This is a genomic window from Microlunatus sp. Gsoil 973 (assembly GCF_009707365.1).
Taxonomy (GTDB): domain Bacteria; phylum Actinomycetota; class Actinomycetes; order Propionibacteriales; family Propionibacteriaceae; genus Microlunatus.
This window is the reverse complement of the sequence record NZ_CP046122.1, coordinates 3,506,299-3,530,384: the sequence shown is the minus strand read 5'-3', so window position 1 is coordinate 3,530,384 and position 24,086 is coordinate 3,506,299. Positions and strand designations below refer to the sequence as shown.

Below are 24,086 nucleotides of genomic sequence, written 5' to 3'. Positions count from 1 at the left end.
GATCATCCGAAGCCGACGGCACGGCCATCCGCTGCGCCGGTCACTTGTAGTCGGGGAGTTCGATGTCGGTGGCGAACCTGTCGGTCAGCTTCATCATCATCCCGAAGAGCGCACGGTTCTTGAAGGTGACATCGCGCAGGCCGATCATCAGGCGGTTCCGCGGCGCCAGGAACGGGCCGGCGTTGCCGGACCGGGCCACCTTCGCGTACCGGTGCATGATCGCGTCATAGCACGACAATGCCGCTCCAAGATCATTTCCGGCTCGGCCGAGTTCGCCGGCGAGGACGTACGCTCCGACGATCGACAGACCGGTGCCGAATCCGCCGAGGGTGTTGCCGTAGGCGGAGTCGCCGACCAGGACGACCCGATCGCGGGTGTAGCTGTCCATTCGCACCCGGTTGATGCCGTCCAGGTAGAACTCGTCCGCCTCCTCAAGCCGGCCAAGCATCTCCGGCACCCGCCAGCCGCTGCCCGCGTAGCTGTCCTTGATCAACATCTTCTGCTGCGCGACATCCCGCCGGTCGTAGGCGTCCTTCTCGCCGGCGAACACGTACAGATCCGGTGCCTTCGGCCCGCCGATCGCCGCCAGCCGGCCCGGCTCGTTGTACCAGTACCCGATGGCCCGGCCGGCTGCGTCGAACTCATGGCCGGCGCCGGTGTTGCTGCCGACCACGGCGTAGTAGTGGCCGAGGAACTGGACGTAGTCGTCCTCGGGTCCGAACGCCAGCCGGCGCACCCCGGAATGGATCCCGTCGGCACCGACCACAAGATCGAAATCCTCCCGGCGGCCGCTCCGGAAGACGATCTCCGCCCCGTCGCCGACGACCGAGAGTGACTCGATCCGATCTCCGAAGAGGTACTCGGCCTTCTCCTTCGTCCGATCGAACAGCAGCCGCCCGAGGTCGCCGCGCAGCACCTCGAGATCACCGCCGGTGAACTCGTGCGGGATGATCGCCCGCACCCGATCGCCTGCGTCGACGATGTGCTGATCCACGGGTGCGGTACGGATCGCCTGCAGGCCGTCCCAGATCCCCATCCGCTGCAACACCTGCCGATGGGTGGCGCCTTTGAAGTCCACCGCCTGACCACCGGAGCGGACCGCTGACGCCTGCTCGACCACGGTGATCTCGTGGCCCTGCTGACCCAGCCAGTACGCCACTGCCGGGCCCGCGATGCTTGCCCCCGAAACCAACACCTTCATGACAAATCCCTCCGGACAGAAACTGTGTCTACCGGACACAGAGTAGTGTCTGGTAGACACAGTTGCAAGGGGAAGGAGTGGGGACATGTCTGGTGACTCTCTGGCAGCCGCGCTGTGGGCGACGCCGCGACCCGGACGCCGAGGACCGAAACCGCGGGTCGACCGCGAGCAGATCATCGCTGCCGCGATCCGGGTCGCCGACCAGGAAGGCCTCCACGCCGCCTCCATGCAGCGGATCGCGGGCGAGGTCGGTGTGACCAAGATGGCGCTCTATCGCCACGTCCCCGCACGTGGCGAACTGATCGCCCTGATGATCGAGGTGGCCATGGGGCAGCCGCCCGACACCGCCGGGCCGTGGCGCGAGGGCCTGCGCATCTGGGCCAACGCCATGCGCCAGGGCTTCGCCGCCCATCCGTGGCTGTCGGCGGCGGCCTCCGGCATCCGGCTGATCGGCCCGGTCGAGTTGAGTTGGTTCGAGGCGGGACTGGCCGCATTGGCGGCCTTGCTGCTCAGCGGATCGGAACGGCTGGACACGCTCGCCCTGTTGAGTTCCCACGTACGCGGCATCGTGCAGCAGCAGGAGGATCAACAGGATCCCGAGCAGGCGATCAGCGCCCGGCTCGCCGCGGTGCTGGCCGATCGACACGCCGAGTTTCCGTTGAGTACAGCCGCATTCGCCGAAACCAGCGCGGCGGACGCTGCCGATCAGGCCTACGATTACGGCCTGGAAAGGATCCTCGACGGCGTGGATGCCCTGATCTCCCGCCGGTAACCGTATTGATCATCGGGAGGCGACGATGGGCCGGTTCGTGTACTGGATGAATGTCTCGCTGGATCTGAAGATCGAAAGCGCTCCGGGTGATCACAACGCCGGCGACTGGTTGCGCATCACCGAACGGCTGCATCGTGAGTTCAACGACCGGGCCCGCGGACTGGCGATGTCGGTCGAGGGCCGGATCATCTACGAGTTGATGGACCCCTTCTGGCCGAACGCACGCACCGATGAGTCGCTGCCCGACTTCATGCGGGAGTACGGCGAGATCTGGACGTCGGCGCCGAAGGTGTTGGTCAGCCGGACCCGGACGACCGCCGACCACAACACCAAGATCATCGGTGGCGACGACGCCATTGATCAGCTGGCCGCTCTCCGCGCGGAGACCGACGGGCTGATCGGCGTCGGCGGTGCGGACCTGGCCACCCAACTCTTGCGGGCGCAACTGCTGGATGAGGTGATGCTCTTCACCCACCCGGTGATCCTCGGTGCCGGCCGGCCGCTCTTCGACGAGCCCATCGGCCGGTTGGACCTCGACCTGATCGAGCAGGCGTCCTTCGACGAGGGAGTCACCCTGCACCGTTACTCCATCCGGTACGACGAATGATCAACCAATATCGGTCAGGGCAATCGCAGCCCGCGAACGACAGCGTCCTGATCGCCGACCACCAACATGCCGTCGATCACGGCCGGACGGGCGAAGTTGTAGGCCAGGCTGTGCTGCAACGCTCCGACGACCGTACCGTCAACGAGGCGTAGCCCGATCACCTTGCCGTCGACCGTCACCACCCACGCCGTCTTGTGGTCGATCACCACACCGGCGTTGAAGACCCGCAGCGCAAGGTCTGTGGTCCACAGCACCGCGCCGGAGTCCCGGTCGAGGAGCGAGACGACGCCCCATTCGGTGGTCAGCAACACGTGATCATCGATGATCAGTGCCGGCGCGTACATGGCACTACCGGCCATCGTCCACAGCTCGGCACCCGACGCCGCGTCGAGAGCGGTCGCCGCCGACACCGTTGCCACAACGACAGTGCCGTGGCCGGCAGCGACAACCGTGTCCCAGCCGCTGTAGAGAGCGATCCGGTGTGCATCGCCGGTGGCCATCTGGTAGTGTCAGAGTTGATCACCGGAGGCGAGATCGTATGCCCGTGCGTATCCGTCCGCCGCCGAGGAATGGACGACGCCGCCGTCGATCGCCACCTGTCCGGAGGAGAATCCGCGATCGTCGACCGACCACCGCTCGGCACCGGACCGGGCATCGAGAGTGACCAGTCGATCACCGGCCGAGAAGGTGATCAGATCGCGTCCGTCGATCACACCGGAGTTCGGCACACTCAGCACCGGCGCTCCGGCGTCGTAGGACCAAATGGTGCCTCCGGTGCGCGCGTCGAGGGCGTACAGGAGATGATCGGCGCTGGGCACGAAGATGCGGTCACGGGTCCGATCAACGACCGGGCGGCGGTAGACCGGTCCGATCGCGCGGCTCCAGCCCCGCCGTCCCGTCCGGTCGAAGATCGTCACCACACCCGCGGAGGTCGCGGTAACCAGCAGGTCGCGGTCGCGATCGACGACCGTGACACCGCCCTGCACCGCGCCCCTGAGTCGGAACTGCCATTGCGGTGAGGGGTCTCCGGCGCCGGCCGGAATCTCGTAGGAGGCGGTCTCCTGCCAGCGCGCACCGGTGGTCCCGCGGACCCGGATCTCGAGCTGTTGAGTTCCGGCAACGAGGTCGGCCACCTCGACCTGACCGGTCCGCCGGGCGTCCTGTCCCGGACAGCGGCTGCCACGGGTCCTTGCTGGTGCCGCCGAAGATCGCCTGTGGGTAGGGACGGACCTCGGCAGAAGCCACTGCGGTCGGACGGAGATCCACTGTCACCGGGAGCGACCCACCACTGAGGCGACCGAGGCGTACCGAGTCCGGGCGGAGATCCCGGCCGGTCTCCGTACCGGACAACGGAATGCTGGTCAGCGGGGTCTCGGTCTCGGTGCCGTCGGCGGCGACTGCCACCCGGGTCACCAGCACCTCGTCCGATCCGGTGCGGCGTTCGAACCAGTAGTAGAGGGCGCCGTTCTTCACCGCATTGACGCGCGACCTGGGTGATTCCGTTGAACCGGCTGATGTCCTCCCGGTGGATGTGCCCGGCGATGATGCCCTTCAGCGCCGGAAGTCCGACGAGAGCGGAGAGTACGGCCGGCTGGTCATCGAGGAAGTAATAGTCGTTGCCGAGGGGGAAGTGCTGGAACAGCAACGCAGCCGTCCCGGGCCGCAGACCGGCGACATCGTCGCGCAACCAGTCGAGACCGGACCGGCCGTAGTGGCCCGGTTCCTGCAGGACTTCGCTGGGGTCGAAGCCGATGACATGGAGTCCACCAAGATCAAACGAGTACGGCGCCGGTCCGAAATGATCGCGGTAGCGCTCCTTGGCCGTCGGATCCCACCGGGTCTCATGATTTCCTGGCGTGTAGTGGATCCGGCCCTGGAGGGACTCGGGGACGGTCGCGCCGTAGAGCCGGAACTCCTCGGCCAGGCCGGTGTCGGTGATGTCACCACAATGCAGGACAGCGTCCGGCTCGCGGGCGGCGATGGACGCGTACACCTGGGTGAGCCAGGTCATCGACTGGGAACTGCTGATGCTGATGTGGGTGTCGCTGACTGCGGCGAATCGCACCCCGGTCCCGCGGGGCGTCACGGCTGCAGCAGGTGCCGCGCCGACCAGTGACCCCAGCCCGACGCCGGCCGCGATGCCGCCGGCCGCGCCGAGCACCCGACGTCGAGAGATGTGATTGTGTCGGCAGGGCGAAGCGGTCGCAGCTCCGTCGACGTGATCCATTCGTGGCTCCTCCGGTTCTGGGAACGATCGCGACGATGATCGCGACCGGCGAACGACCCCCGAGCGTTCCGAACGACTTGACGTGCGGCTGTGCTGATCTTCACGGGTGCTCGGGAACGTCGATGTCGGCGTCCCACTGATCATGGACCGTGTATCCGCGGAACAGTGACGGATTGATCTCCTCCGGTGTTCGCCGCATCCTCGAGGCCCGTTCATAGGCGTATGCCAGCGGCAGCAACGTCGGCTCGGACCAGGCAGTGCCGAGGAAGGTGATCGACGCCGGGCGGAGATGATCGGCGGTGTAACCGATCGGCACGCTGACCGCCGGATAGCCGGCCCGAGCGCCGACCGAGACGGTCTCCGTCCGGGAGACGATCGCAGCAAGATCATGTTCGGTGAGCCCGGAGTCGATCGCCGTCCGCGTCTGGTGAATACCGTCGTCGCGCACCTTCTCGTACGCCGCCAGCTGTTCGGGATCGGTCAGGTCGACCTCCGCCGATCTGTCGAACATCGCCTGACCGAACTTCCGGGCCTGCTGATGATCACGATTGAACCGCCGGATGGCGTCGAAGGACCGCATCGGCGCATCGTCGGGAAGGCGGGCGAGGTAGGCATTCAGGTCCCGCTTGAATTCCAGGCTCAGCACCCCGTCCAGTTCGGTGTCACCGACGGTGACCTTGATCAGCTCGGCCCCCTGCTTGGCGAGGACTTGCAGTGCCTCCTGGTACAGCTCGTCGTCGCTCTCCAGATAGCCGAGTCGAACGCCGCCCAGCGCATCCGGAGAAAGGTTCTCACTGAGATCGATGCCGAGCAGAGGGTTGCCGTCAGTGGCGGGATCGTCGGCATCCTCGGAGATGATCCCCGTCAGCAGCACCGCGGCGTCGTACACGGTCCTGGTCATCGGGCCGGCAGTGTCCTGGGACGCTGAGATCGGGACGATGCCGGTGCGGCTGACGGCGCCGACGGTCGGTTTGACACCGACCACCGAATTGGCCTGCGCCGGGCTCAGGATCGAACCGGACGTCTCGGTGCCGACCGTCAGCGTGGCCAGGCCGGACGCGGCGGCCACGCCCGAGCCGGAGCTGGAGCCGCTGGGCGTCTGGCTGGCATCGTAGGGGTTGATCACCTGGCCGGCCAGGGAGCTGTAACCCGACGGCATGTCCTCGGCGATGAAGTTGGCGAACTCGGTCAGGTTGGTCTTGCCGAGAATCACCGCGCCGGCCGCCCTCAGGCGGGCGATGATCGGCGCGTCGGCTTGCGGAACCGAGGCCGCCAGCGCAATGGAACCGGCGGTCGTGGGCATACCGGCGATGTCGATGTTGTCCTTGATCAACACCGGAACGCCGTGCAGCGGGCCACGGAGCCGGCCGCGCCCCCCGCTCGTCGTCCAGTTCTGCCGCCTCGCGATACGCATCGGGATTGATCGATCGGACGGCATTGAGATGCGGGCCGTTGATGCTGAGCGTCAGGATGCGGTCGAGGTAGGCTTCGACCAGCGCAACGCTGGTGAAATCGCCTGCTGCCAGCCCCGCGGTGATCTCTGGGACGCCGGCAGTGGCCAGGTCCGGCATCCGGGAAGGATCAACCATGGGCGGGTCCCCTCACTGAAGGTGATGATCTTGGGGTGTGACCCTAGGGGAGCCGTCGACGGATGTCCACGTCAGTTTTCGCCAGCCCGGACGGAGAGGACTCTCCCGTGGTATTCGTGGGGTCACCGACGTCGGATCCCGGTCAGTAGGAGGCGCTGAAGAGACATGTCCGACTACTTCGACCTCGGCGGCTACAGCCGCCCGGTCTCCACCAGCTCGGTCGAGGCCCAGACCTGGTTCGATCGTGGCCTGATCTGGGCCTATGCGTTCAACCACGAGGAGGCCGTCGTCTGCTTCCGCAAGGCACTGGAGGCCGACCCGGAGCTGGCGATCGCCTGGTGGGGTGTGGCGTACGCGCTCGGGCCGAACTACAACAAGCCGTGGGAGGCGTTCGATGACACCGAGCTCGGCAGCACTGTCGATCAGGTCTACGCGGCGAGCGGCAAGGCTTCGGAGCACGCCGGGCGGGCCAACGAGGTCGAGACTGAGCTGATCGGGGCGATCCACGCGCGCTACCCGGCGGCGCACCCGGGAGACCTGGACATCTGGAACAGCTCCTACGCCCAGGCGATGGAGGAGGTCTACCGCAGGTTTCCCGATGATCTTGACGTGGCCACCCTGTATGCCGACGCACTGATGAATCTCACGCCGTGGGCGCTGTGGGACGTCTTCACCGGAGAACCCGCCCAGGGTGCGGCGACCTTGACGATCAAAGAGATCCTCGACCGTGCGCTGGCACAACCCGGCGGTCGGGAACACCCCGGCCTGTTGCATCTCTACATCCACCTGATGGAGATGTCCGGCATACCGGAGTCCGCGCTGTCGATCGCCGACCAACTGCGCGGGCTGGTGCCTGACGGCGGCCATCTGGAACACATGCCGACCCACCTGGACGTGCTGACCGGGGATTACCGGCGCGTGATCACCTCGAACGCCGACGCCATGAGGGCAGACGCCCGCTACCTCGAGTACGCCGGCGTGATGAACTTCTACACGCTGTATCGGTGCCACAACCTGCACTTCCGGCTGTACGGCGCGTTGTTCCTCGGAGCCAGCGCCATCGCGTTCGAGACAGCGGACCTGATCGAGCAGGCCATACCGGAGCAGCTGCTCAGGATCGAGTCGCCACCGATGGCTGACTGGTTGGAGAGCTTCGGCGCGATGCGGGTACACGTCCTGGTGCGGTTCGGGCGCTGGACGGAGATCCTCGAGTCGCCGCTGCCGAAGGACCAACAGCTCTACTGCACGACGACGGCGATGCTGCACTACGCCAGGGGCATCGCGTACGCGATCACCGGCGATCATGATCACGCCCGGACCGAACAGCGGCTCTTCGCCGAAGCGGTCGCCCGGGTGCCGGAGAGCCGCACTCTTTTCAACAACACCTGTGCCGACATCCTGCAGATCGCCGCCGCGATGCTTGAGGGCGAGATCGCCTACCGGTCAGGTGATGTGGAGGCCGGCCTGGCCGCGTTGCTCCGGGCTGTCGACCTCGATGATCATCTGCCCTACGACGAGCCGTGGGGCTGGATGCAGCCGACGCGGCACGCGTACGGGGCCCTCCTGTTGGAGCAGGGCAGGATCGAGGAGGCCGAGGCCGTCTACCGCGCCGACCTCGGGCTCGATGCCACGGTGCCGCGGTCGCAGCATCATCCCAACAATGTGTGGGCGTTGCACGGCTACCACGAATGCCTGACCCGCCTGGGCAAGACTGAGAGCGCTGCGATCGTCGGCCAGCAACTCGCGCTCGCGTCGGCGCACACGGACGTGCCGGTGGAATCATCCTGCTTCTGCCGGCTCGATGTCGACAGCCATCACTGCCACTGAGGTCGGATCACCGGGTCACCGGACGGAGACAACCGGCGTCCTGTCCTGCCACTTCAGATTGATCAGGTACGTCGGACGGACCAGTCCCGGCCGATGGGTCACCGCATGGAAGGCGACAAGATCACCGAGGATCGACGCGCCGCCCGGACCGACCACGGTGCCCTTCATGCTTGCCGTGGTCATCAACGGCGTGCTGCCGCGTGTCCACGGGCCGGTGATGCTGGGCGCCGATGCGTACGCCTCGGTGTAGGTCTCGTTGTTGTACGCGCCGTAGGAGTAGAACAGGTAGTAGGTGCCCCGATGCTTGATCACGTACGGCGCCTCGATCAGCGATCCCTCGGTCGCCGGGTCGTTGGTCAACGCGATCACCGGGTCGCCGACCGTCGTCACACCATCAGCGGCCACCTGCTGGATGTAGAGATGAGTCGGCATGCCGATCGCGTTGCCGTCGTTCTTCCACGTCACGTAACGGGTGCCGTCGCTGTCGGTGAACCCCGACGCGTCGATGGCTCCGCCCTGATCAACAGGACAGAACAACGGCTGGTCACCGACCGGGACGAACGGGCCGGCTGGGCTGGCCGACTTCGCCGCCCCGACACACTGCCGTTCCGACGCGACGTCCCGGGCCGTGTAATAGACGACGTAGCTGCCGTTGTCGAGCCGGCTGACGTCGGGCGCCCAGGTGAACCCGGTTCGGGCCCAGGCGCCGAGGGTCGGCATCCCTTCACCGACCAGCTTCCACTTGCCGTAGGGCGTGGCCGCGGTGGCCACCGGCAGATTCACGCCGCCGGAGTTGGTCGAATACATCCAATAGGCCCCGTCGGCCTGCAACAGCGCCGGATCGGGGAAGTCCTGATCAATGGCGAGATAGGGCTGCGGTGTCGGTGCCGCGTCGGCCGAGACCGATGAGCTGCCGATCAACGCGGCGATGGAGAGGGCTGCCAGGCCGAGCCTTCGGGTCAGGCGGAACATCGATGACTCCTCTGTCGCTTGAGTTCAAGATCGCTGCCCCGAGTTGTCGCTGACCCAATGTAGCGGGGACGGCGGTCCGTCGGCCACCGCCTCCTCGATCATCCGGTGCCCACTACGCTGCTGACGTCAGCGACAACAGCGGAGGAACACCCATGCACGCAGCATTCCTGCCAGGAGGACGTCAGGTCGAGCTTCGCGACATCGACGATCCGACGCCCGGTTTCGGCCAGGCGGTTGTTGCGATGCGGGCCTCGACCATCTGTGGCAGCGACCTGAGGGCGATCTACCGGGAGCACCTCGGTGAAGGGCCGGAGGCCTATCAAGATGTGGTGGCCGGCCACGAACCGGCCGGCCGGGTGATCGCGGTCGGCGAGGGGATGACGCGGATCAAGGTCGGCGACCGGGTTGTCGTCTACCACATCAGCGGGTGCGGTCAGTGCGACGACTGCCGGAGCGGTTATCAGATCAGCTGTACTTCACCCCGGCGGGCGGCGTACGGCTGGCAACGCAATGGTGGCCACGCGGACCAGCTGCTCGCCGAGGAGCGCGACCTGCTGGTGTTGCCCGATGAGTTGACCTTCGTCGACGGCGCGTGTGTCGCCTGCGGCTTCGGCACGGCGTACGAAGCCCTGTGTCGGTTGGACGTTTCCGGCCGCGACCGGCTGCTGGTGGTCGGACTCGGTCCGGTCGGCAATGCGGCCGGCCTGATGGCCAAGGCGATCGGTGTCACCCAGGTCGTCGGGGTGGACGTCAGCCCGGAACGGTGCCGGTTGGCCGGTGAGCTCGGCGCTGCCGACGTCACCGTCGAAGCCGGCGACGATGATCAACTCCGGGCGATCCTCGGTGACGGTGCGGAGGCCGCGATCGACTGTTCCGGCAACGGCATCGGCCAGCTCGCCGCACTCAAGCACACCCGCCGGTGGGGCCGTACCGCGTTGGTCGGCGAAGGCGGTCAGCTCAGTGTCGACGTCAGTGAGGTGATCATTCACCGGCAACTCACCGTGTACGGATCCTGGGTGACCTCGACCGGGCGGATGGCCGAACTGCTGACCAATCTGGTCCGGTGGAATCTCCATCCTCGCACGGTGGTCAGCGACACGTTCCCTTTGGACCGCGCAGCGGAGGCGTACCGGATCGCCGATGCCGGAGCGAGCGGCAAGATCGCGATCGTCTGGCCCGACGAGTGATCGGCCCGCCCTAGAGGGTCAGCCCGGTCGCTGCCGGCAGATCCGGCCAGGCCCCATCCGACGGATGCTCGGCGGCGACTCGGCCGGCAACGCGGACGAAGGCCGCCACCGCGGGTGATCGCGACGTCTCCGGCCAGGCCACCGTCAAGGTCGACGGATCAAGATCATCAACCTCGCGATAGGCGATACCGGGACGGGTATGACGCTGCACCACCGAGACCGGCGGAAAGAACACCGTCTCGCCGATCTCCACCAGATGGAAGATCTGGGCCAGATCGAGTCGGTGTCCCGACCGATGATGATCAGGCGGCGGAGGTGGGGTCTCACCGGCCTCGGCGGGCGACCCATCCGGTAGAACGTGTCCGGCAAGATCGGCCAGCCGCACGCGTCGCCGGGCCGCCAGCGGGTCGGTTGCCGAGATCGCCAGCAGCCGCGGTTCGGTCAGCAGCGATTCCCGGTCGATCCCGGCAGCGTCGTACGGCAGCGGCAGGATCGCCACATCGGCTCGCCCGTCTCGCAATGCCGGCACCTGATCACCCCGGCCGCCGAACAGCAGATCCACCGACAATCCGTCGGGTTCGGACTTGTACTCCTCCAGGATCATCGGCAGCAGCCCGGCGTCGAAGTCCGCCTTGATGGCCACCCGCAGCACCGGCCGTGCGCTGCCGGCGTTGCGGGCCCGTCGGACCGCCGCGTCGACCGCGTTCAACGCGGCCCGGGCATCCCGGAGGAACTCCTCACCGGCCGGCGTCACCCTCACCTGCCGGGTCGTCCGCTCCAGCAACCGGACTCCGAGCTGTCGCTCCAGGTCACGGATCGACCGGGACAGCGGAGGTTGCGCGATCCCGAGCCGCTCGGCCGCCCGCCCGAAGTGACGTTCCTCCGCGACAGCCACGAAGTACCTCAGCTGCCGGACGTCCGGATCACTCATACCGCCAGGGTATCAATCGGCACCGAATCGGTCCTTCGCTATTCCGCGCTCAGACCGGAGGATCGAAACACAACCAAGATCAACACAGTGGAGGAGATCTCGATGATCGTTGTCACAGCACCCACCGGAAAGATCGGCAGCCTGGTCCTTGACCACCTGCTGGCCACCGACACGGAGATCCGGGTGATCGCCCGGCATCCCGAGAAGCTCGCACCGGCAGTTCGCGACCGTGTCGAGGTGATCACCGGATCTCATGGCGATCCGGACGTCATCGGTAAGGCCCTGGTCGGCGCGGACGCTCTCTTCTGGCTTCTGCTGGCCGATCCACAGGCACCAGACGTCGAGTCGGCGTTCGTGGACTTCACCAGGCCGGCAACCGAAGCCATCAGCGACCAAGGCGTCGGTCACGTCGTCGGCATCTCCGCCCTCGGCCGCGGAACCGCGCAGGCCGATCGGGCCGGCCTGGCCACCGCTTCGTTGGCCATGGACGATCTGCTGGCCGGATCCGGCGCCGGCTATCGCGCCCTGGTGATGCCAGGCTTCATGGACAACCTGCTCTGGCAGACCGAGCTGATCAGGAACCAGGGATTCTTCTCCGAACCACAACCCGGCGATCTGCGACTGCCGCGGGTCGCGACCAAGGACATCGCCGCCGTGGCCGCGGAACTCCTGCTGGACCGCAGTTGGACCGGGATCGGCGAAGTCCCGGTGCTCGGACCGGAGGACCTGTCCCAGCTCGAGATGGCGGAGATCATGTCGGAGGTATTGGGTCGCCGGATCGACTATCGGCAGATGCCGTACGAGGACTACAAGGCGATGATGCTCGCCCAGGGTCGGTCAGGGGCGATCGCCCAGGCAATGGTCGACATGGCGGTGGCGAAGGCGAACGGACTCGATCTAGGGGTGACGCGAACCGCTGAGAACAGCACTCCGACCAGCTTCCGGCAGTGGTGCGCCGAGGTGCTCGCTCCGGACCTGGGCTGACTTCGGCCGTGCGTGCAGCATGATGGGACGGTGAGCAACCCTCCCAACGTCTTGCTGATCTTGTCCGATGATCATGGGTACGGCGACCGGAGCAGGATCAGCTCCGATCCTGCCGTGCGGACGCCCCACCTCGACCGGATCGCCGAATCCGGTCTCACCTGCCCGGAGGCGTACGTCACCGCGCCGATCTGCTCGCCGTCCCGGTCGGCGATCATCAGCGGACACCATCAACGCCGTTGGGGTTCCCGCTGGTTCGACACCTCACGGTTTCCTGATCAGCTGCCGTCGCTGGCCGAGCGGTTCGGCGAGCTCGGCTATGCGACCGGCTACTTCGGCAAGGTGCACTACGGTCCCGAGCAGGTCGGTGACCGGGCCTGTCCGCCGCACCACGGCTTCGCGACCACCTTCTACGGTCTGGCCGGCCAACAACAGGGCAGACTGAACTACCTCCGGCACTCCGTGACGGCGGTCGACGAGTACGGCCCGGAGGCGGGCTGGCGGATGGCGGTCCAACCCATGCTGGACGGTGACGATCCGGTCGAGCTGGAACGGTTCCTCACCGATGAGCTCGCCGACCGCGCCGGCACCTTCATCGACGGCTCACCGGACCGGCCGTTCTTCTGCATGCTCGCCTTCAACGCCGTGCACAACTTCGGCTGGCAACTGCCGCCCGAGGAGCTGGAACGACGCGGCCTCCCGATCCACGCCGACTGGCACGACGAGGACGGTGCCTACGCCGACTGGTACGACGGCGTGATCAGTCCCAACCTTGATCATGGTCGCGACTACTATCTCGCCCAGTTGGAGCTGATGGATGCGGCGATCGGTCGCCTCCTTGATCAACTGGAGAGCTCGGGGCAGGCGGAGAACACGATCATCGTGTACCTGACCGACAACGGCGGATCGACCTGCAACTACGGTGACAACGGCCCGCTGGCCGGCACCAAGTACACCCTGTGGGAGGGCGGGATCCGGGTACCGTTCATCGTCTGCTGGCCGGCCGGTGGCTGGTCCGGCGGGCAGGACCGCGACGGTGTGGTGAGCTCTGTGGACCTGTTCCCGACCCTGCTCGCCGCGGCCGGTGCCGACGCCGGAGTGACGGCCGCCTCGGATGGCGTCGACGTCGGGCCGATGCTTTCCGGCACTGGTGCCGGTGGTCATGATCAACTGTGTTGGGACTGCGGCTTTCAGTGGGCGATCCGGCAGGGTGATCTGAAGCTGCGGGTGGTCGACGGCGATAGCCCGGGAGCGGTCGGGATCCGCCGGACCGAACACGCCGATCCGGGTTCGGGAGTGATGCTGGTTGATCTTGCGGCCGACCCGGGCGAGACCGACAATCTCGCCGATCGACGCCCCGATGATGTAGCCCGACTGACCGCCGACTTCCAGGACTGGCTGACGTCGGTCACGACCGGTGTGTCGGGCTCTGCCGGGAGCGATGGGCGTCCCAGCGCTCGAGCAACCCGTCGAGCTCCTCGGTGATGAAGTGGATGAACTCGGCACTCTCGGCCAGCCGCCGACCGGACTCGGTCTCGGCCCCAAGGGTCTTGATTCCGTCCCGGAGCATCTCCTCCCAACGCGTCATCAACGGGAGTTGGCCGACGGAGGCCTGGTAGATGACGTCGCGGTCCACTTTGTAGATCTCCCTGCGGGATCCGGGCTGGCGGGTTCGGCGGACCATGTGCACCGTGGTCAGGTAGCGGATCGCACCGGACACCGCGGCGGGACTGATCTTGAGCCGTTCGGACAGCTCGGCCGAGGTCAGTTCTCCACGGTCGTCGGCCATCAGGCAGACCATCACCCGGGCCGGCATCCGCGGGATACCGGACAGCACCATGAACCCGGCGAACTCCTCGATCCACCGCGACACCCGCCGCTCGTCGCGAGTGGCGGGTGTGGTGGCTGACGGGTCGGTGGAACTCATGGCACGGGCATCCTAGTCGGCGGGGGTTCTGACGCCGGGACGAAGACGGCGGGCGCCACCGAAAGCACAGCACGCGCTCCGAGCCGTTGCATCAGCCGATGTCCCTTCTGCTGAATCGCCACCAGCCGAGAGCCGTGACGAGGATCGCGATCCCGGTCATCACCAGCAGGGGAGACCAGTCCATCTCCGCGCCCGGCAGCAGCGGCACATGGGCGTACGGCGAGATCTTCACGAACCAGTCGGGCAGATCCAGCAGCGGGCCCACCATGCTGATCACCAGACAGGCGGCAGGCAGGATCCAGCCGATCGCCGTCCAACTCCGCCGTACGGCGAACAGGGCCGCGGCGAGCGCGACCACCAGCCAGGCGGGTGCGACCCAGACCAGGGCGGCCGGGACGATCATGTTCGTGTGCGAGTCTGCCGGTGCTCCGACTGCTCCGTAACCGATCCACAGGAAGATCCCGGTCACCAGCAGCAGCCACAGGACACCGCCGAAGGCGACCACGCTCGTCGCGGCGAACCATCGTGATCGCGATGTCGCCGTGGCCAGTACGGCCTCCGTCCGGCCGTCGCCTTCGTCCCCGCCGGCATGACCGATGACCGACATGGCGAAGCAGACAACGGCGATCCCGGTCAGTGACAGGACGGCCGCGACCAGCGCATCAGCCATCCCTCCCGGACCACCGAGGCGGCTGATGATCTCCTGGGCATTGGCTGTGTCCAGAAGTCCGCTGACACCTGGGGCGATCGCTCCGAAGACGATGCCCAACGCAGCCATCGCCACCGACCAGATGATCAGTGAGCCCCGGTGCACCCGGAACGACAACGAGATCGCGTCGGACAACCGCCGGGAACCGGTCGCGCGCCCCGGTCGTGCGGCGAGGATCCCGGAACCAAGATCACGGCGGGAACGCAGCAGCTGGGCGGCAGCGATCATCATCACTGCCGATCCGACGTACAGGCCGGTCATCCACCAGCGCGGCTCACCCCAGGCCCGGAAGCGGGTGTTCCAACCGAACGGTGAGATCCAGGACAGCCATTCCGCCGAGATGTCGCCGACAGCCCGCAGCACGTAGAGCACGGCGAGCGCCGCGGCCACCATGGCGGCGCAGGTCCGCGCGCTGGCCGAGAGCTGGCAGGCCACCAGAGTGAGACCGGTGGTGATCAGCCCGATGCCGGTCCAGGTCACGCCGAAGGCGACCGAGCCGGACACACCGAGCCCGCCGCCGATCGAGGCGAGCGCAGCGAACACCCCCATGATCACGCTGAGGGCGGTCGATTCCGCGACGGCCGAGAACATCGGGGCGTTCCGGCCGATCGCCGTGCCGGCAACGAGTTCCAGCCGACCGCTCTCCTCCTCGACGCGGGTGTGCCGACGGACCAAGATGACGATCAGGATTGCGGCGAAGACCGTGTACAGCACGGTCATCTTGGTCATGGACAGCTCACCGATGCTGCGTACTTCGAGAATGGGCCCGTAGAGCGCCACGACCGCCGGATTGCCGTTGATCGCTTCGGCGGCGCGGACCCGCTCCGCGGCGGTGGTGTACAGCGTCGGGGTGGCGGCGGCGGAGGCGTACACCAGGATCGCCAGGATGGCGACCCAGATCGGCGCGATCACTCGATCGCGCCGCAGCGCCTGCCGAGTCAGGATCCCCGTGCCGACGTAGGTGCTCATGCGCCGACCTTCACGGGTTGCTGCCGGTAGGCGTCGAGGAACAACTCCTCCAGGCTCGGCGGAGTCGATGTCAGGGACTGGACACCGGCTGCGGTCAGGGCGGCAAGGACGCCGGGCAGCGCCTCGGGTTCGACGGTGCAACTCACCGACTGCCCGTCCACGAGAAGATCATGGACGCCGGGTCCCGACAGATCGGGAACCCGCCCGTCGACGACCGCGATGATCTTGGACCGGCGGAGCCGGCGCAGCGAATCCAGGGTCCCGGACTCCACAGCCCTGCCCTCACGAATGATCGTCACCCGGTCTGCCAGCCGCTCCACCTCGCTGAGGATGTGGCTGGACAGCAGGACGGTTGCGCCGCGTGCCTTGTGTTCGCCGAGGCAGTCGTTGAAGACCTGCTCCATCAACGGATCGAGCCCCGAGGTCGGCTCGTCGAGAACCAGCAGATCCGGGTCGGTGGCGAACGCGGCGATCAGCGCGACCTTCTGCCGGTTGCCCTTGGAGTAGGCCCGGCCCTTCTTCGTCGGATCAAGATCGAATCGCTCGATCAGTTCAGCGCGCCGGGACAGTTTCGGATCGGCCCCGCGCATCCTGATCAACAGGTCGATGGTCTCGCCGCCACTCAGGTTGGGCCAGATCGACACGTCCCCGGGAACATAGGCGAGCCGGCGGTGGATCTGCACCGCGTCGTGCCAGGGATCGAGACCGAAGACCGTCGCAGATCCGCCGTTGTGCCGGAGCAGTCCGAGCAGGACGCGGATCGTGGTGGACTTTCCTGCCCCGTTGGGGCCGAGGAAGCCGTGCACCTCACCGGGTGCGACACCGAGGTCGAGGCCGTTGAGCGCCCGGACGCTGCCGAACGTCTTGACCAGGCCGTTGACGTCGATGACGAAGTCACTAGTCACGTATCGCAACGTTAGTACTTTTTACAACTTTGTGAAGATACCGAAGTGTCTGTTCGGTCACAGTAGAGTTCGACAAAGGGCAAACCCGGCGAGGGTTGGGATCTGCTCAGGTGTGGCGACGCGGGGGTGTCGCCACATCCCTTTTTTCTGCCAGAGGCATTCGCCCAAGTCCAGACCTGCGCGGGCCAGACGTGCGCGGGCCAGACGTGCCGGCCGCAGCTCAACGCGACGCGAGCCCCGCCAGAACGGTCAGTCGGTCCGCGCCATCAGGCGCTTCAACAGCGCTTGGTCGAGTTCGATGTCCCGGACCAGTGGGCGTCCGTCCAGCTCGACGACCGGAGACAGCTGTTGCCCGCTGGAGACCAGCCACACGCCGTCGGCGCGGTCGAGCTCGTCCTTCATCACGTACCGATACTCCGACCGGTAGCCGAGGGACTCCACGATCCCGAACAGCGCGTGTTGGGTCGTCCCCTCGAGGATTCCCTGATCGGTACGCGGCGTGACGAACGACTGGTCGACCCGCATGATCACCGTCGAGTTCGGACCCTCAAGGACGTAGCCGTCGGAGCTGATGAAGATCACCTCATCGGCGCCTCGGCGTTTGGCCTCGCGGATCACCGCTTTGTTGAGCGCGTAGGAGAGGGTTTTCGCCCCTTGCAGCAGCCATGGTGAGGTCTGGGCGACATCGTGCCGATAGCCGCGGTCCAGCGTGACGACCTTCAGCCCGTTGTGCTGGCGTCCGGAGTAGTCCTCGCCGACGAAGGCCAGCGCCCAGGCGGTGGGGTCCTCGATCCCTTCGATGCCCCGGGTGACGACCAACTTCACCGACAGTTGCGGCACCGATTCGTGCTCGCGCACCGCCAGCCGGACGCCCTCCTCGATCACCTCAAGATCAAGTTCGGGCAGGTCGAGCATTCGCGCCGACCGGGCCAGACGCGCCAGGTGCGGCTGCATCGCCTGGATCTCGCCGTCGAAGACGCCGAACGTCTCGAAGATGCCGTCGCCGCGCGTGATGCCGAGATCGGTGACCCTGATCTGTGGTTCGGCCGGGTCGGCTAGCCGCAGACGGTCGCCGGGGGACGCACCCTGGGGTTGCTTGGTCGCCGGGTCGATGATCACCAGGACGGCTTCGGTCACGACCACGATTGAATCACGCGTCGGCGGAGTTGGCAGAATCTGCTCCGGTGATGGCCGCGCCGAGTGAGGAGTTGCTGGAGTGAGCGTCGACAGCGGAGATCTCGTACTGTGCACGGCCGTCGACCTGGTCGGTCTGATGCGATCGCGGCGGGTTTCGGTGACCGAGGTGATGCGGGCGCACCTGGAACGGATCGATCGGCTCAATCCGTACCTGAACGCGATCGTCGACCCGCAGCCCGACCGGGCGCTGGCCACCCGCCGCGGCGCTGGATCGTGATCATGAACTGCGGCGCAACGATCCGCTCTACGGGCTGCCCACCGCGCACAAGGATCTTGTGCCCGCCAAGGGGTTCCGGTTCACCCAGGGCAGTCCCCTGTTCGCCGAACGGATCGCCGACACTGATGACCTGATCGTGCAGCGGATGGCGGCGGCCGGCGCGATCGCGGTGGGCAAGACCAATGTGCCGGAGTTCGGCCTGGGGTCCCACTCCTTCAACCCGGTCTACGGCGTCACCCGCAACCCGTGGGACCTGTCCCGGACGGCCGGGGGCAGCAGTGGCGGGGCCGGAGCAGCGCTCGCCGCGCGGCTGCTGCCGATCGCCGATGGCAGCGACACCGGCGGTTCGCTGCGCAACCCGGCCTCCTTCTGCAACATCACGGCGTTCCGACCGTCTCCGGGCACGGTGCCGTCCGGGGCCGAGGCGTTTCCTTGGGGAACCCTTGCTGTCAAGGGCCCGATGGGGCGTACGGTCGCCGATGTCGCCTTGCTGCTGTCGGTCCTCGCCGGCAGCGACGATCGCAGCCCGCTGTCGGTGGGACTCGCGGCGCCCGAGCCGGTCATGCCGTCCGACCGTCCGGTGCGGCTTGCCTGGTCAGCCGATCTGGGCGGCCTGGCCACGGTCGATCCGATCGTCACCGCAGCGCTGGAACCGGTGATCACCACCGTTGCCGCCAAGCTCGGCTGGCAGGTGGAGGAGGCCGCACCTGATCTTGGCCCGGCGCTGGACTACTTCACGGTGATCCGGGCCATGCAACTGGAGCAGAGTCTCGGACCGCTGGTCGATCGGCATCCCGGGTTGATCAAACCCGATGCCGTCTGGAACGTCGAGGTGGGACGTCGGCTGGCCGGACCCGAGATCGGGCGGGTGTTGGCGGAGGCCGGAGCCGTCCACCAGACGATGGTCGACTTCTTCTCCCGCTACGACCTGTTGCTGACGCCGACCTGCCAGGTGCCGCCGTTCCCGGTCGGGACCCGCTATCCCCGGCAGATCGATGGGAGGAGGATGGCGGACTACTTGGAGTGGATGCGCATTCCTTCGGCGATCACCGGTACGGCCTGCCCGGCGATGTCGCTGCCGGCCGCCTTCACCGCCGACGGGCTGCCGATCGGACTGCAGGTTGTCGCTCCGTTCCGACGGGAGGGTGCACTGCTCGGTTGTGCCGCGCTGCTCGAAGCGGCGTTGACCGACACCACGCATGGCCTGCGGGAGGCACCGACCATCGACACCGCTGGGGCCGTACCGGACCCTTTCGAGGAGATCGCCGAGGAGTGATGCCGCGACCCGTCGCGGATCAGCCGGCTCAGTGCCGCTGCGGAGGTGCCTACCGGCGCTCAGGACCGCCGGCGGGCTGCGGCGATCAGCGTTCCGGCGCCCGCGGCGACGGTCAGCAAACCGATGCCGATGACAGCCGGGGAGAATGGTGAGCCGGTGTCGCCCAGCGGTCCGTTCGGCACCTGGGACGGCGGCTCCCCGGACGTCGATGGGCCGGCCGAGGCCGGGGACGTCGGGAGCGGGGTGTCTGGCCGGGACGGCTTCGGCCCGGTCGCGACCGGCGGCTGCGCCTGGTGCGGCCGGTGTGCAGCCGCGACCGAGATCGTCACGGTGACGTCCTCGGAATGGGTGAGAGGCACCCGGGCCGGGGCGTTCCGGGTCAGGTGCGCGGCGACCGGGGCCTCATCGCGGAGACCGTCGGTCGCCCGGTAGGTGAAGCTGACCGTTCGGTCGGTGTAGACCAGCGGGGCGACGTAGCGGAAGCCGCCGTCGGAGCGGAACGTGAGCCCGTGCGGAGCGTGCCCAACAAGTGTCGCCGACAGCAGGTCCTTGTCGGCGTCGGTGTCGTTGGCCAGCACGCCCGGCGCGTCGACGACCAGCGTCCTTCCGGCGTCCACGGTGTAGCTGTCGTTGCGACCGAACGGTGCGCTGTTCGGGGCTACGGTCACCGTGACGATGGCCGGTCGGGAGGTGCGCTGTCCGTCGGAGACGGTGTAGCTGAAGGTCACCTTCTCCGTTGACTGCGCGCCGGAACCGGCAGCCGGGGTGTAGTCGGCGGTGTCGCCCTTGATGGTGACCGTGCCGCCGTCGGTCGGGGCGGACGCCACGGCATAGCTGAGCTTGTCGCCCTTGTCCGGGTCGGTGCCCTGCAGGGTGAGATCCAGCGGCTTTCCGGCCCGGGTGTGCCCCGCGACATCAGCGGCCTTCGGTGCGTCCTCGACCGGCGTGACCTTCACGGTCACGGTTGCCGGAGCGGAGTTGTTCACCCCGTTGTTGGCGACGTAGCTGAACTTGTCCGAGCCGTTGAAGTTCTTCGTGGGCGTGTAGCGGACGATGTTGCCCGTGCGGGTCAGCTTGCCGTGCTCCGGCTGGGAAGTGATCTTGTAGGTCAGTGGCCGGGGATCAGCCGCGATCGATTTGGTGCCGGTCAGCGTGATGGCGGTCGCGGTGTCCTCCGGCGTCGTCGCCGTCTTCGGTGTCGCCTTCGGTGCACGTCCCTGGACCGAGTCGAACATCTTCTCGATCGCGCTGCCGAAGTAGGGGCCCCACATGTTGTACTTCGGGATCTTGTAGACCCGTCGCTGCGTCTTGGTCAGCTCGGAGTAGCTGAAGGAGTTGACCGAGATCTGGGTGCCGGTGCCGGTAGCTTCCTTGAAGTTGTAGAACCAGGGTCCGCCCGACGAACCTCCGGTGAGGTTGCTCCGTACGACCTGATCGTTGCTGCCGAGCGGGTCGTCCTTCTTGGCGGAGTTGCCCTTCCTCGAGCCGTTGGCGTCCGCGTTCAGCGCCGGGCCCGCGGAGTAGTCCAGCACGTTGCCGTTGTAGGGCTTGGTGGCCGGATAGCCGAAGTTCTCCACATATCGGTGGCGGGGGAGATTGAAGCCGAGTCCCTGGCTGCCCTGGGCGTTGCCGACCAGGGCGCCTGTGTCCGGACCGCCGAACTGGCCGCCGACGGTGGCGAAGCCGACGTCGTAGTTGAAGTCTGCGCCGCGGATCCACCTGGGGCCGGCCAACAGACTCGTCGCCGCGTACTTTCCGTACGGCGTCTGTGCCCGGCCGGACCTGGCTCCGTTGTAGCCCGGGACGAAGACGAAGTTCGTCACGTACTTGCCGGGTCTGCCGTCGCCGGCGTCAGCGTGCTCGTTCGCGTCGTTGACGCAGTGACCGGCGGTGATGATGATCGACTTGTTGTTCGCCGGGGCGACCGCTCCGGAGCAGACGTAGTTGTGTGCACCGGGCTCGCCACGCGGGATGGTGAAGAACACCTTGCCGGTGGTCCGCACGACCTTGCCGCCCTTGGTCCATCGGCCGCCCAGCTTGGTCCGGCTCGTCTCGGCGGACTGGCTGCTTGCACTCGTTGCCCGGATCACCCGTTGCCTGCCGACCTCGACCGGGCCGGCTGTCGTGTGTTGCCCGGCGGCGCGGGTGACCGAGACGTTCTTCGCCTGGCGCATCCGTTCCGGGGTCCAGTAGGCGATGGCCCTGGCCTGGGCATCGGCCGAGACCGTCACCGGTTTCGGCTGTTCGGCATGTGCCGCCGGGGTTGCAGACAGCCCGAGCGCGACAGTCATCAGACTGCCGGCGAGGGCGACCGCGGTCCACCGCTGCTTCATCTGCTCTCCCTCGGCGGGCGTCGTGGTCACAAATCCCCAGCACGCTAGCGGAGGTTTCGACGCCCAGGCGAATTCGCGTCACATTCCGGTACGCATCCAACCGGTCCCGCGGGAACGCGCCAGGAGGGTCGCCAGCCGCGCCAGGATGTAACCGCCATACGCCACCCAGAGCCAGACCAGTCCGGCGTCGAGACTGCGGACGGTCAGCGCGAGCGGCAGGAAGCAGGAGACCGCGATCAGCCCGGCCAACGCAAGATACCGGCCGTCGCCGGCGCCGATCAGCACGCCGTCCAGAACGAAGACCACCCCGGCGAACGGCGCGATCGCGGCAACCACCAGCAGGACCTGGGACAGCAGCGACTGCACCGCGGGATCGGGGGAGAAGAGTTGATCGTAGAGTGGCCGGGCGACCGCCATGATCAGCCCGAATGCGACTCCGCTCACCAGGCCCCAGCCGATCATCCGGTTGGTCAGCCTGCGGACCATCGGACGATCACCGGCGCCGAGATAGCGACCGATGACCGCCTGGGCGGCGATGGCGATCGCGTCCAAGGCGAAGGTGAGGAAGGTCCACAGGCTGTTGGTCACCTGGTGGGTGGCCAGTCCGACGGCACCGAGCCCCGCGGCAACGGCAGTGGTGATGGTGATGCCCAGTTGCAGGGTCGCGGTCCGCAGCACCAGCCAGACGCCGGAGCGGGCAGCGGCCAGTACACCGCGAGGATGGAAACTGATGTGCACGTGGTTGCGCCGCGCGCCGCGGATCACCACCGCCGACAGCACGGCTGCGCTGGCCGTCTGGGCGATCAGGCTGCCGGTGGCTGACCCGGCGATGCCGAAATGCAGCCCGTAGACGAAGGTGATGTTGAGAACGATGTTGAGCAGGTTGCAGGTGACCGCGATGATCAACGGCGTCCTGGTGTCCTGCAGCCCACGGAGGACCCCGGTCGCCGCGAGCATCACCAGCACCGAGGGCAGGCCCCAGGCGGCGACCCGCAGGTAGCTGGTCGCGGCGGCGCTGACCTCCGGCCCGGCGCCGTACCAGCTGATCACGTACGGCAGCAGCAGTTGCAGGACTGCGCCGAGCGCCGCGCCGAGCAACACCGCCAGTGCCATCCCATCGATCCCGCCGGCCAGCGCCGAGCGAAGATCACCGGCGCCGAGCCGGCGGGCAACGGTGCCGGTCGTGCCGTAGGCGAGGAAGATGCTCAGGCCGGTGAGAATGCCGAGCAGGTTGCCGGCGATGCCAAGTCCCGCGAGCTGGGTGGTGCCGAGGTGACCGATGATCGCTGAATCGGCCAGCAGCAGTGCCGGTTCGGAGACCAGTGTCGCGAAGGCCGGCACGGCGAGCGCGAAGATCTCGCGATCGATCGAGCGCGCCGACCTGGCTGGAACGGGTGGGGTCATGGCCTCACCAGTGTCTGGCGGGTCTGACAACGGATCTGACAACGGATCTGACAACGGATCTGACAATGGATGAACCGGGGCGCCTCAGCGCGGCGCCATCCGGATCGCCCCGTCCAACCGGATGGTCTCGCCGTTGAGCATGGGGTTGGTGATGATCGACTCGACGAGCATGGCGTACTCCTCCGGCTTGCCGAGCCGGCTCGGATGCGGCACCTGGGTGGCCAGCGAATCCTGCGCCTCCTGCGGCAGCCCGGCCATCATCGGAGTGGCGAAGATGCCCGGTGCGATCGACATCACCCGGATCTTGTGCTGGGCAAGATCACGAGCGATCGGCAGCGTCATCCCGACCACGCCGCCCTTGGACGCCGAGTACGCCGCCTGCCCGATCTGCCCGTCATAGGCGGCGACCGATGCGGTGTTGATGATCACTCCGCGTTCCTCGCCGACCGGGTCGAAGTTGATCATCCGCTCCGCAGCCAGCCGGATCACGTTGAAGGTGCCGACCAGATTGACCTCGACGGTCCGCTTGAACGCGTCGAGCGGGAACGGACCCTTGCGTCCGACCACCCGGAAGACGTCGGTGCCGATACCGGCGCAGTTGATCACGAACCGCAGGGCGCCGAGCCCGGCTGCGGTGTCGAGTGCGGCCGTCACCTGCTCGGCGGAGGTGACGTCGGTCGGGGCGAAGACGGCGTCGTCACCGAGTTCGGTTCCGGCGTCCTGGCCGCGGGAGGTCGGCAGGTCGACCAGGACCACCTTCGCCCCAAGGTCGGCCAGGCGGGTCGCGGTGGCGTTTCCGAGTCCGGAGGCGCCACCGGTGACCAGGGCGACGGTGTCCGCGGTGATCTGCATGGG

Annotated in this window: 22 protein-coding genes and 1 pseudogene; 9 read left to right on the top strand and 14 right to left on the bottom strand. The window is 67.3% G+C overall.

What is annotated here, in order from left to right:
- Window positions 1-40: 40 nt before the first annotated feature.
- Window positions 41-1,201: an FAD-dependent monooxygenase gene (locus GJV80_RS16640; RefSeq protein ID WP_154688855.1), complete on the bottom strand. Its 1,161-nt coding sequence runs from the start codon at window positions 1,199-1,201 to the stop codon at window positions 41-43.
- Window positions 1,202-1,286: 85 nt separating this feature from the next.
- Between GJV80_RS16640 and GJV80_RS16635 the strand changes: the two genes are divergently transcribed.
- Together GJV80_RS16635 and GJV80_RS16630 are read left to right on the top strand one after the other, a co-directional pair.
- Complete coding sequence (locus GJV80_RS16635) at window positions 1,287-1,973, top strand: TetR/AcrR family transcriptional regulator (protein WP_154688854.1); 687 nt, start codon at window positions 1,287-1,289, stop codon at window positions 1,971-1,973.
- Between the two features lie 25 nt (window positions 1,974-1,998).
- Window positions 1,999-2,580 (top strand): dihydrofolate reductase family protein, encoded by a 582-nt coding sequence (locus GJV80_RS16630; RefSeq protein ID WP_154688853.1) that lies wholly within the window; start codon window positions 1,999-2,001, stop codon window positions 2,578-2,580.
- Window positions 2,581-2,594: 14 nt separating this feature from the next.
- On the opposite strand, the gene GJV80_RS16625 is transcribed toward GJV80_RS16630, so the two are convergent.
- From GJV80_RS16625 to GJV80_RS25160, 3 genes and pseudogenes are all read right to left on the bottom strand, one after another.
- Complete coding sequence (locus GJV80_RS16625; RefSeq protein ID WP_154688852.1) at window positions 2,595-3,080, bottom strand: PQQ-binding-like beta-propeller repeat protein; 486 nt, start codon at window positions 3,078-3,080, stop codon at window positions 2,595-2,597.
- Window positions 3,081-3,089: 9 nt separating this feature from the next.
- Window positions 3,090-3,713, bottom strand: a complete 624-nt coding sequence (locus GJV80_RS23320) for a PQQ-binding-like beta-propeller repeat protein (RefSeq protein ID WP_230207778.1) — start codon at window positions 3,711-3,713, stop codon at window positions 3,090-3,092.
- 449 nt (window positions 3,714-4,162) lie between these two features.
- Window positions 4,163-4,591 (bottom strand): annotated as a pseudogene (locus tag GJV80_RS25160) (metallophosphoesterase); the annotation flags it as partial.
- Between GJV80_RS25160 and GJV80_RS24150 the strand changes: the two are divergent.
- Entirely contained in the window at window positions 4,518-4,760 is a 243-nt protein-coding gene (locus tag GJV80_RS24150) for a hypothetical protein (RefSeq protein ID WP_230207777.1), read from the top strand. The pseudogene GJV80_RS25160 and the gene GJV80_RS24150 overlap by 74 nt on opposite strands.
- Before the next feature lie 147 nt (window positions 4,761-4,907).
- Here the strand turns inward: GJV80_RS24150 and GJV80_RS16610 are convergent, their stop codons facing one another.
- A complete protein-coding gene (locus tag GJV80_RS16610) occupies window positions 4,908-6,221 on the bottom strand; it encodes an amidase family protein (RefSeq protein ID WP_230207776.1) in 1,314 nt (437 codons plus the stop codon).
- Between the two features lie 340 nt (window positions 6,222-6,561).
- On the opposite strand from GJV80_RS16610, the gene GJV80_RS16605 reads away from it, so the two are divergent.
- Window positions 6,562-8,223, top strand: coding sequence for a tetratricopeptide repeat protein (locus GJV80_RS16605; RefSeq protein WP_154688849.1), 1,662 nt, complete (start codon window positions 6,562-6,564; stop codon window positions 8,221-8,223).
- A gap of 15 nt (window positions 8,224-8,238) precedes the next feature.
- Here GJV80_RS16605 and GJV80_RS16600 read toward each other — a convergent pair whose 3' ends face one another.
- Complete coding sequence (locus GJV80_RS16600) at window positions 8,239-9,195, bottom strand: glycoside hydrolase family 43 protein (protein WP_154688848.1); 957 nt, start codon at window positions 9,193-9,195, stop codon at window positions 8,239-8,241.
- 152 nt (window positions 9,196-9,347) lie between these two features.
- Here GJV80_RS16600 and GJV80_RS16595 point away from each other — a divergent pair, with 152 nt between their 5' ends.
- Window positions 9,348-10,382 carry a zinc-binding dehydrogenase gene (locus GJV80_RS16595; RefSeq protein ID WP_154688847.1) on the top strand — a complete coding sequence of 345 codons (1,035 nt, stop codon included), beginning with the start codon at window positions 9,348-9,350 and terminating at the stop codon, window positions 10,380-10,382.
- A 10-nt stretch (window positions 10,383-10,392) separates the two neighbouring features.
- Here GJV80_RS16595 and GJV80_RS16590 read toward each other — a convergent pair whose 3' ends face one another.
- Window positions 10,393-11,313: a LysR family transcriptional regulator gene (locus tag GJV80_RS16590; protein WP_154688846.1), complete on the bottom strand. Its 921-nt coding sequence runs from the start codon at window positions 11,311-11,313 to the stop codon at window positions 10,393-10,395.
- A 102-nt stretch (window positions 11,314-11,415) separates the two neighbouring features.
- Here GJV80_RS16590 and GJV80_RS16585 point away from each other — a divergent pair, with 102 nt between their 5' ends.
- Window positions 11,416-12,297, top strand: a complete 882-nt coding sequence (locus GJV80_RS16585) for an NAD(P)H-binding protein (RefSeq protein WP_154688845.1) — start codon at window positions 11,416-11,418, stop codon at window positions 12,295-12,297.
- Window positions 12,298-12,327: 30 nt separating this feature from the next.
- Entirely contained in the window at window positions 12,328-13,779 is a 1,452-nt protein-coding gene (locus GJV80_RS16580) for a sulfatase (RefSeq protein ID WP_154688844.1), read from the top strand.
- Here the strand turns inward: GJV80_RS16580 and GJV80_RS16575 are convergent.
- From GJV80_RS16575 to GJV80_RS16560, 4 genes are all read right to left on the bottom strand, one after another.
- Window positions 13,703-14,221, bottom strand: coding sequence for a GbsR/MarR family transcriptional regulator (locus tag GJV80_RS16575; RefSeq protein ID WP_154688843.1), 519 nt, complete (start codon window positions 14,219-14,221; stop codon window positions 13,703-13,705). The genes GJV80_RS16580 and GJV80_RS16575 overlap by 77 nt on opposite strands.
- Before the next feature lie 91 nt (window positions 14,222-14,312).
- Window positions 14,313-15,899, bottom strand: a complete 1,587-nt coding sequence (locus GJV80_RS16570; protein ID WP_154688842.1) for an ABC transporter permease — start codon at window positions 15,897-15,899, stop codon at window positions 14,313-14,315.
- On the bottom strand, window positions 15,896-16,804 hold the full coding sequence (locus GJV80_RS16565; RefSeq protein ID WP_154688841.1) for an ABC transporter ATP-binding protein: 909 nt from the start codon (window positions 16,802-16,804) through the stop codon (window positions 15,896-15,898). The genes GJV80_RS16570 and GJV80_RS16565 overlap by 4 nt, the downstream gene beginning before the upstream one ends.
- A 249-nt stretch (window positions 16,805-17,053) precedes the next feature.
- Window positions 17,054-17,941, bottom strand: coding sequence for an aminodeoxychorismate lyase (locus GJV80_RS16560; protein WP_154688840.1), 888 nt, complete (start codon window positions 17,939-17,941; stop codon window positions 17,054-17,056).
- 79 nt (window positions 17,942-18,020) lie between these two features.
- Here GJV80_RS16560 and GJV80_RS24145 point away from each other — a divergent pair, with 79 nt between their 5' ends.
- Window positions 18,021-18,218 (top strand): hypothetical protein, encoded by a 198-nt coding sequence (locus tag GJV80_RS24145; RefSeq protein WP_230207775.1) that lies wholly within the window; start codon window positions 18,021-18,023, stop codon window positions 18,216-18,218.
- Window positions 18,208-19,494, top strand: a complete 1,287-nt coding sequence (locus GJV80_RS16555) for an amidase family protein (RefSeq protein WP_370518858.1) — start codon at window positions 18,208-18,210, stop codon at window positions 19,492-19,494. The genes GJV80_RS24145 and GJV80_RS16555 overlap by 11 nt, the downstream gene beginning before the upstream one ends.
- A gap of 59 nt (window positions 19,495-19,553) precedes the next feature.
- Here the strand turns inward: GJV80_RS16555 and GJV80_RS16550 are convergent, their stop codons facing one another.
- The 3 genes from GJV80_RS16550 to GJV80_RS16540 all read right to left on the bottom strand — a co-directional run bounded on the left by GJV80_RS16550 (window position 19,554) and on the right by GJV80_RS16540 (window position 24,083).
- Complete coding sequence (locus GJV80_RS16550) at window positions 19,554-21,827, bottom strand: serine protease (RefSeq protein ID WP_154688839.1); 2,274 nt, start codon at window positions 21,825-21,827, stop codon at window positions 19,554-19,556.
- 78 nt (window positions 21,828-21,905) lie between these two features.
- Complete coding sequence (locus GJV80_RS16545) at window positions 21,906-23,231, bottom strand: MATE family efflux transporter (RefSeq protein ID WP_154688838.1); 1,326 nt, start codon at window positions 23,229-23,231, stop codon at window positions 21,906-21,908.
- 84 nt (window positions 23,232-23,315) lie between these two features.
- Window positions 23,316-24,083, bottom strand: coding sequence for a 3-hydroxyacyl-CoA dehydrogenase (locus GJV80_RS16540; protein WP_154688837.1), 768 nt, complete (start codon window positions 24,081-24,083; stop codon window positions 23,316-23,318).
- Window positions 24,084-24,086: the final 3 nt, after the last annotated feature.